Annotated in this window: 9 protein-coding genes; 3 read left to right on the forward strand and 6 right to left on the reverse strand. The window is 68.8% G+C overall.

Annotated elements, in window-relative coordinates; translation table 11 throughout:
- Both prpF and QYL93_RS24525 read left to right on the forward strand, forming a co-directional pair.
- Window positions 1-1,194: a 2-methylaconitate cis-trans isomerase PrpF gene (gene prpF, locus QYL93_RS24520; RefSeq protein WP_305746109.1), complete on the forward strand. Its 1,194-nt coding sequence runs from the start codon at window positions 1-3 to the stop codon at window positions 1,192-1,194.
- Between the two features lie 50 nt (window positions 1,195-1,244).
- A complete protein-coding gene (locus QYL93_RS24525) occupies window positions 1,245-2,108 on the forward strand; it encodes an oxaloacetate decarboxylase (RefSeq protein WP_305746110.1) in 864 nt (287 codons plus the stop codon).
- Between the two features lie 54 nt (window positions 2,109-2,162).
- On the opposite strand, the gene QYL93_RS24530 is transcribed toward QYL93_RS24525, so the two are convergent.
- The 3 genes from QYL93_RS24530 to QYL93_RS24540 are packed head-to-tail and all read right to left on the reverse strand — an operon-like array spanning window position 2,163 to window position 3,635.
- Window positions 2,163-2,573: an SgcJ/EcaC family oxidoreductase gene (locus QYL93_RS24530; RefSeq protein WP_305746111.1), complete on the reverse strand. Its 411-nt coding sequence runs from the start codon at window positions 2,571-2,573 to the stop codon at window positions 2,163-2,165.
- A 38-nt stretch (window positions 2,574-2,611) separates the two neighbouring features.
- A complete protein-coding gene (locus QYL93_RS24535) occupies window positions 2,612-3,112 on the reverse strand; it encodes a GNAT family N-acetyltransferase (protein ID WP_305746112.1) in 501 nt (166 codons plus the stop codon).
- A gap of 49 nt (window positions 3,113-3,161) precedes the next feature.
- Window positions 3,162-3,635 (reverse strand): helix-turn-helix domain-containing protein, encoded by a 474-nt coding sequence (locus QYL93_RS24540; RefSeq protein ID WP_305746113.1) that lies wholly within the window; start codon window positions 3,633-3,635, stop codon window positions 3,162-3,164.
- A gap of 89 nt (window positions 3,636-3,724) precedes the next feature.
- Between QYL93_RS24540 and QYL93_RS24545 the strand changes: the two genes are divergently transcribed.
- On the forward strand, window positions 3,725-4,579 hold the full coding sequence (locus QYL93_RS24545) for an SDR family oxidoreductase (protein WP_305746114.1): 855 nt from the start codon (window positions 3,725-3,727) through the stop codon (window positions 4,577-4,579).
- 42 nt (window positions 4,580-4,621) lie between these two features.
- Here QYL93_RS24545 and QYL93_RS24550 read toward each other — a convergent pair whose 3' ends face one another.
- Genes QYL93_RS24550 through QYL93_RS24560 form a run of 3 tightly spaced genes read right to left on the reverse strand, consistent with a single transcriptional unit; the run spans window position 4,622 to window position 7,281 of the window.
- Entirely contained in the window at window positions 4,622-5,770 is a 1,149-nt protein-coding gene (locus QYL93_RS24550) for an ankyrin repeat domain-containing protein (RefSeq protein WP_305746115.1), read from the reverse strand.
- Complete coding sequence (locus QYL93_RS24555; protein WP_305746116.1) at window positions 5,767-6,375, reverse strand: sigma-70 family RNA polymerase sigma factor; 609 nt, start codon at window positions 6,373-6,375, stop codon at window positions 5,767-5,769. The genes QYL93_RS24550 and QYL93_RS24555 overlap by 4 nt, the downstream gene beginning before the upstream one ends.
- Window positions 6,376-6,411: 36 nt before the next feature.
- Complete coding sequence (locus QYL93_RS24560; RefSeq protein WP_305746117.1) at window positions 6,412-7,281, reverse strand: hypothetical protein; 870 nt, start codon at window positions 7,279-7,281, stop codon at window positions 6,412-6,414.
- Window positions 7,282-7,418: the final 137 nt, after the last annotated feature.

Consider the following 7,418-nt stretch of genomic DNA (forward strand, 5'->3'; position numbering starts at 1 on the left):
ATGCCCCACCCACCCCAGACCAAGATCCCCGCCACCTACATGCGCGGCGGCACCAGCAAGGGCGTGTTCTTTCGCCTGCAGGACCTGCCTGCCGCAGCCCAGGCACCGGGCACCGCGCGCGACGCCCTGCTGCTGCGCGTGGCCGGCAGCCCCGACCCGTATGGCAAGCAGACCGACGGCATGGGCGGCGCCACGTCGAGCACCAGCAAAGTGGTGATCCTCGCGCCCAGTACGCGGCCCGGCCACGACGTGGATTACCTGTTCGGCCAGGTGTCCATCGACGCGGCCTTCGTCGACTGGAGCGGCAACTGCGGCAACCTGTCGGCTGCCGTGGGGCCATTCGCCATCGCCAACGGGCTGGTGGATTCCGCCCGCGTGCCGCACGATGGCATCGCCACGGTGCGCATCTGGCAGGCCAACATCGGCAAGACCATCATCGCGCAGGTGCCTATCACCGGCGGGGCCGTGCAGGAGACCGGCGATTTCGAGCTCGATGGCGTGGCCTTTCCCGCAGCCGAGGTGCAGCTCGAATTCATGGACCCGGCGGCCGACGAGGACGGTGCCGGCGGCGCCATGTTCCCCACCGGCAACGTCGTGGACGAGCTCGCCGTGCCGGGCGTGGGGACGCTGCGCGCCACCCTGATCAACGCCGGCATCCCCACCATCTTCGTCAATGCCGCCGACATTGGCTGCACCGGCACCGAGCTGCAGGATGCGATCAACGGCGACCCCGCCGCGCTCGCGCGCTTCGAGGCCATCCGCGCCCATGGCGCCGTGCGCATGGGGCTTATCGCTCAGATAGAGGATGCCGCCCGGCGCCAGCACACGCCCAAGGTGGCCTTCGTCGCGCCGCCGGCCGGCTACACCGCATCGAGCGGCAAGGCCGTGGCCGCCGCCGATGTGGACCTGCTGGTGCGCGCCCTGTCCATGGGCAAACTGCACCACGCCATGATGGGCACGGCTGCCGTGGCCATCGCCACCGCCGCCGCCATCCCGGGCACGTTGGTGAATCGGGCCGCCGGTGGCGGGCCGCGCAGCGCCGTGCGCTTTGGCCACCCCTCGGGCACGCTGCGCGTGGGCGCCGAAGCCACCCGGCAATCCAACGGCGAATGGACGGTGACCAAGGCCCAAATGGGCCGCAGCGCCCGCGTGCTCATGAGCGGCTGGGTGCATGTGCCCGGCGACGCCTTCTGACCCCCTGCCCCAAAAAGCCCTGTTCAAGATCTTTCGTTCATTCATCCACCATGTCCACCCGCAAGACCCTCAAAGCCCTGGCCGAATCCCGGCGTGGCATCCTCGTTCCCGGCGCCTTCAACGCCCTGTCGGCCCGCGTGGTCGCCGACCTGGGCTTCGAAGCCCTCTACGTCACCGGCGCCGGGGTGACGAATATGTGGTTCGGCCTGCCGGACCAGGCCTTCATGGGCCTGACCGACATCGCCGACCACACGACGCGCATCCGCGACGCGGTGGAGCTGCCGCTGATCGTGGACGCTGACACCGGCTTCGGCAACGCGCTCAACACCTACCACGCGGTACGCACGCTGGAGCGTGCGGGCGCCGACTGCATCCAGCTCGAAGACCAGGTCAGCCCCAAGCGCTGCGGGCATTTCAACGGCAAGGAGGTGATCAGTACCGACGAGATGCTGGGCAAGATCAAGGCGGCCGTGGATGCCCGCCGCGACCCCGACACCCTCATCCTGGCCCGCACCGACGCCTGCGCCACCCAGGGCTTCGAAGCCGCCGTGGAGCGTGCCCAGCGCTTCGGCGAGGCAGGCGCCGACATCCTGTTCGTGGAGGCCGTGACCAAGGCCGAGGAGATACGCGCCCTTCCCCGGCGCCTGGCCGACAGGCCCCAGCTCATGAACATGGTGATCGGCGGCAAGACGCCCATCTTCAGCGCTGACGAGTTGGCCGACCTGGGCTATGGCATCGTGCTGTATGCCAACGCCGCGCTGCAAGGTGCGGTGGCGGGTATGCAGAAGGCGCTGACGGTGCTGCGCGACACGAAACGCATCGACGAGGACCCGGCCCTGGTGGCGCCGTTTGCAGAGCGGCAGCGGCTGGTGAAGAAGAGCGAGTGGGATGCGCTGGAGCAGAAGTACCGGTGAGCACAATGGCGCCCAGGCTGGAGCAATCCAGCCCGAACGCGCCGGGCAGGCCCATCAGGCTGCGGAAGGCGCCTGCACCACCAGCATGTTCGCATCCCGAGCCAACAGCCAGCGCCCCTGCTCCTTGCGGAACACGCTGAGCACAGGCCCCGCACGCACGATGGGGAGCGCACCGCCGCCGGGCGGCGTGATGGTCACCTTGAGGTGCGACCGGGCGAAGGCCCAGCCACCGGCCACCTGCACTTCCTGGATCTCGCTCGTACCATCGATCCTGGGGCTGGTATCGCCGGCCTGCAGTTTGGCAGCCGCCTGGAAGTCGGCCCGGGACATGGGCGGCCTGCCGGGCAGGAGGAAGACCACGTCGTCGGTCATCAGGCCCATCACGGCCTCCACGTCGCCGGCACGGGTCGCCACCATCCAGGTCTCGATCAGTGCCCGGATCTGCGCTTCATCTTCAGAGTACATGGACGCTCCAGCAAGGTGCCTGTGGGGCAAAACGCCCGCTACGCGTCGTCTCGCAGCAGTGCCATGGCCAGGCTGTCATGGTAGTCCCCATCCACGCGCACCGAACGGCGGCGGACGCCCTCGAGCTCGAAGCCCAGGCGTTCGTACAGGGCCTTGGCATTGGCGTTGTCGGCACGCACGCTCAGCTCGATGCGCGTCAGCCCCCGGGCCCAGGCGCCGTCGATGGCGGCGCGCATCAGTTGCGCCCCAATGCCCCGGTGCCGCGCAGCGGGAATGAGCCCTATGCCCAGCGTACCGACATGCGCCCGCGTCTGCCCCATGCCGGGCAGGACGTCGCACCAACCCACGACCTGGCCATCAGCCACGGCCACCACCTGGCACTGGTCGTTGGCGATGATGTGCTCGTAAAAGGCGCGCGAGGACTCCCAGGGCGGAGCCTCGGTGAAGGCTAGGAAGCGCTTCTCGCGCGCGACCGTGTCGAGGGCGCGCCACAGGCCCTCGAAATGCGCTGGCGCCACCGGTTCGATGGACAGGTTCATCCCACAGATCTCCGTTCAGCCGGGGCCCACGCCCTGGACCGAAGCCAGTCTACAGCGCTGCGGAGAACACCCATCCAGCGCGTGGGTCGGCAGGCTGCGCGGCAGCGCCTGCCGCATCCGCCCGGTGCTTGTCCATGATGCGGTGCAGGTTGCCTTCGATCCAGTCCACCAGCCCTTCGACCTGTCGCGCCACCTCGGTGCCCATGGGCGTCAGGCTGTATTCGACATGGGGCGGCACCACCGGGTGCGACACGCGCAGCACAAAGCCATCGTGCTCCAGCCACTGCAGGGTCTGAGCGAGCATCTTCTCGCTCACGCCGCCCACCTTGCGGCGCAGATCGCTGAAGCGGTGTGTGCCGGCCAACAAGGCCACCAGTACCAGCACGCCCCAGCGGCTGGTCACGTGCTGCAGAACCGCGCGCGACGGGCAATCGGGCGCGAACAGCTGGCCGCGCTGCAGCCGCTCGGCAATTCCGTCCGGTGATGCCGCCTCGGCGGGGGTCGGTGAAGGGACTGAAGGCATGGGATACTTACCTTTATGTACGTACTTACTAAAAGTTAGTTTCACCACTATTCTGCCTTCTCTGTCTTTTTCAACCAAGGTTTTTCACCATGATCGCCATCACCGGAGCCACCGGCCAGCTCGGCCGCCTCGTCATCCAGTCCCTGCTCAAGACCATCCCCGCCGCGCAGATCGTCGCGGCGGTGCGCAGCCCCGAAAAAGCCCAGGACCTCGCTGCCCTGGGCGTTCAGGTGCGCAAGGCCGACTACGGGCAGCCCGACACGCTGGATGCAGCCCTCCAGGGAGTGGACAAGCTGCTGCTGATCTCATCGAGCGAAGTGGGCCAGCGCACGGCGCAGCACAAGGCGGTGATCGACGCGGCAAAGCGTGCGAACGTGCAGCTGCTGGCCTACACCAGCGTGCTGCGTGCCAACAGCTCCCTGCTGGGCCTGGCCGCCGAGCATGTGGAGACCGAAGCCTTGCTGCGCGCCTCGGGCCTGCCGGTGGTGCTGTTGCGCAATGGCTGGTACACCGAAAACTACACGGCCAGCGTGCCGGCCGCCCTGGCCCATGGCGCCGTGCTGGGCAGCGCGGGCAACGGCCGCATCGCCTCGGCGGCACGCGTGGACTATGCCGAAGCCGCAGCCGTGGTGCTAGCCACCGACGGCCAGGCCGGCCGCGTGTACGAGCTGGCGGGCGACAGTGCCTACACCCTGGCGGACCTGGCTGCAGAGATCGCACGCCAGTCGGGCAAGAGCGTGGTCTACAAGGACCTGCCCGAGGCCGACTACCAGGCGGCCCTGGTGCAGGTGGGCCTGCCGGCAGGCTTTGCCGCACTGCTCGCCGACTCGGATGCCGCAGCGGCCAAGGGTGCGCTGTTCGACGATGGCCACCAGCTGAGTCAGCTGATCGGCAGGGCCACGACGCCGCTGGCGACCACGGTGGCTGCGGCCTTGAAGGGCTGAGATGGCAAGGAGTGAGGTGCCCGCAGGGGCCCTACTCCCACATCACAAGGCGGCATCGATCAGCTCGGCGATGCGCGTGTAACCCAGTCGCCTGGCGTGCTGCGCGGCGCCCAGGCCTTCGCGGTCCACCAGCGCCGGGTTGGCACCCAGGGCCAGGAGTTTCTGGACTGCGGTGGTTTGGCCGTTCATGGCGGCAAGCATAAGTGACGTTCTGCCAGCGCTGTCGCGCGCGTCGATGAGTGCCCCCTGGCGGATGAGGCTTTCCACCTGCAGCGCGTGGCCCGTGCGGGCCGCCTCCCGCAAGTCGTCGGGCAACGCGGCGCTGCCCCCGCTGTCGGCACGGGGCGCGGCCACAGCCAGGCTGTTGTCCGCCGCGCTGCTGTCCTGACGCCTGAGTACCGCCTTAGGGACTGGCAGTGCCTGAACCGGTGCGGCGGAGCGGGCAGTTTCGGCTGCTGCCGCTGGGGGCGGTGGTACTGCCGCCCCGGCAGCCGGGGCATCCTGCACGGCGAAACGCTCGCGCATTTCACCGCGTGGAGCGGAGGGAGCGGAAGGCACCGCGGGAGCCGCAGATCCAGCCACCGACGAGCGGTCGGTCGCGAGAGGCGGCGATGCGGGGAAGCCCGACACCGCACCGGCCGCGCCCGCAGCCGTTGGTGATTCGGCCTCCTGGATGCCCGGTGCAGGTGCCGACTTGGCCAGTGGACCTGCCTGGCCCCGTGCTGGTGCAGCAGGCTTTTGCGCCATGGACCTGGCCGATGAACTGGCGTCATCGCGGGCACCGCCTTGCGGCACCGCCGGTGCGGCAGGGATTGCAGGGGCTGCCGAAGGCGCTTCTGCCGCCGGCGCAGGCGCAGGGGGTGCGGCAGCAGACGGCTGCGCGCGCGCAGGCGCTTCGGCACGCCGCTGACCGTAGGCAATCTCCTGCTCTTCGGGTGTCCCGCGCTGGAACTGCAGCAGCAGCAAGCCGGTCAGGCCCACCACGGCCACGGTGGCCAGGGCCGTGATCTTCCAGTGCGACTGGTTGGCGGCAACCGGGCTGGAGGCGGCGGGCGAGGTGGGCAACGGGGCTGCCGCCAGCATCTGCGCATGCGCACGCACGGCAGCGCGGACATGGGCACCGGGGCGGGCATCCTCCTGTTCGCTGGCTTCGCGGTACCGCTGGGTCAGCTCGTCGTCCCGCGCGCTCATGGTGCAAACTCCTGTAGCTGTTGGCGAAGGCTGGCCCGCGCATAGCGCAGGCGGCTCTTGGCGGTTTCAAAACTGACGCCAGTGGCCTGCGCAATCTCCTGTACACCGAGGTCACCTTCGGCCTGCAGAAGAAAGGCCTGCCGCTGCTCGAACGGCAGCTGCTCCACCGCCGCGATCAGCGCCGCCGCCTGCTCGCGCGACTGCAATTGCCGAACCGGGCCGAACCCAGAGTCTGCCGTCAGGGTGTTCACCAGGCTGCGCTCGTCATCGTCGCTCGCGTCCAGGCTGGCGTGGTGCTTGGCGGTGCGCAGATGGTCCACCAGCCGGTTGTGCGCCAGGGTGAACAACCAGGTCCTGAATTTCGCCTTCACCTCGTAACTGCCGGCATTGCGCGCCACGGCAAACCAGACGTCCTGCAGCAGGTCGTCGGCCACCGCCTGGACCTTCACGCTGCGAAACACAAACCGCCATACCGCCAGCTCGTGCCGGCTGTAGAGCGTGTCGAACGCGCCCAGCTCACCCCCGGCATAGCGCAGCATCAGCGTCTCGTCGGTGTCGTCGGGTGATGGGAGGGGCGGCACCTGTGCATTATGCGGGGCCCTCATCCACCGGCGAAGTCTGCAAGACTCCGCCAGCGTCCATCACTTCGGGTCCGGCACATAGGACACGTTGTCCGACTGCGGAAACGCGCGGGGTACCGGTGGCCGCACCGGCTGCTCGCGGATCACGCCGCTGGCGACCAGGTTCTCGCGGCTGTCGTAGCGGATGCTGATGACTTCATTGGGCTGCTCCTGCAGCCGCGTGAAGGTGGTGTGGGTGACCACGGAGGTCTCGCGCTGGCCATGTGCCGTGCCCAGTTTGGGCGATGGTGCAGGCGCCGCCTTCGCCAGGCTGCCCGCCGACTGCGAGCGCGCGGACGACTCGGCTTCCGAGGCGGGAGCGGGAGCTGCGGCGGCGGGCGACGCCGGCTCGTCGCGCAGGCGCCCGAGGCTGTTGTTGCTGCTGCTGTCGCGGCGCTGGCCCAAGGGCTCTTGTATCACGGGTGGCGCGGGCAAGGGCGGCTGCTCGCGAAACAGCGCCACGCCGATCACGCCCACGTTGGCCGGCCGGCCGGTGCGGCCGGCATAGGAGTTGCCTGCGCTGGAGAACTCGAAGGCGGCGATCTCGCTGCTGCTCTTGCGCCAGCCGGTGATCTGGTAGCGCTCGTAGGGAGAGAACACATAGCCGCGCTGGTCCCAGGCGGCAGTCTCGCCACTGAGCACATTCACGCCATCCACCGAGGGCACGGCCAGCACCCGCTCGCCCAGGCGGTTGTGCACCGTGACGGCATAGCGCGCGCCAGGGCGGCCGGCCACCCAGTATTCGCCTTTGGCGTAATGCACGGGCAGCGTGGCGCCGGTTTCGCGGTCGACGATGGTGATATCGGCCAGGCGGCCAATGGCCTGGGCCGGCAGGCTGGCCAGCGCCAGCAGTGCAGCCAGAGCGGGAAGAATGAATGAACCGGATTTCATGGCAGCTCCATCAAAGTGTTGGTGCTGAGTGAAACGAACGGCGGGGATGAACGGGGTTAAGCGCCACCCAAAAAAGACGAAAAATAGTGGGGCCAGGGCTTCCGGGCCAGGCGGACCTCAGGAATGCCGGAACGTCG

The sequence above is a fragment of the Acidovorax sp. A1169 genome (genome assembly GCF_030704685.1).
Classification (GTDB): domain Bacteria; phylum Pseudomonadota; class Gammaproteobacteria; order Burkholderiales; family Burkholderiaceae_C; genus Acidovorax.

What these genes read in the sequence shown, in the direction of transcription:
- prpF (WP_305746109.1), top strand. Translation starts at nt 1, where the DNA reads ATGCCCCACCCACCCCAGACCAAGATCCCCGCCACCTACATGCGCGGC.
- QYL93_RS24525 (WP_305746110.1), top strand. Translation starts at nt 1,245, where the DNA reads ATGTCCACCCGCAAGACCCTCAAAGCCCTGGCCGAATCCCGGCGTGGC.
- QYL93_RS24530 (WP_305746111.1), bottom strand. Translation starts at nt 2,573, where the DNA reads ATGTACTCTGAAGATGAAGCGCAGATCCGGGCACTGATCGAGACCTGG.
- QYL93_RS24535 (WP_305746112.1), bottom strand. Translation starts at nt 3,112, where the DNA reads ATGAACCTGTCCATCGAACCGGTGGCGCCAGCGCATTTCGAGGGCCTG.
- QYL93_RS24540 (WP_305746113.1), bottom strand. Translation starts at nt 3,635, where the DNA reads ATGCCTTCAGTCCCTTCACCGACCCCCGCCGAGGCGGCATCACCGGAC.
- QYL93_RS24545 (WP_305746114.1), top strand. Translation starts at nt 3,725, where the DNA reads ATGATCGCCATCACCGGAGCCACCGGCCAGCTCGGCCGCCTCGTCATC.
- QYL93_RS24550 (WP_305746115.1), bottom strand. Translation starts at nt 5,770, where the DNA reads ATGAGCGCGCGGGACGACGAGCTGACCCAGCGGTACCGCGAAGCCAGC.
- QYL93_RS24555 (WP_305746116.1), bottom strand. Translation starts at nt 6,375, where the DNA reads ATGAGGGCCCCGCATAATGCACAGGTGCCGCCCCTCCCATCACCCGAC.
- QYL93_RS24560 (WP_305746117.1), bottom strand. Translation starts at nt 7,281, where the DNA reads ATGAAATCCGGTTCATTCATTCTTCCCGCTCTGGCTGCACTGCTGGCG.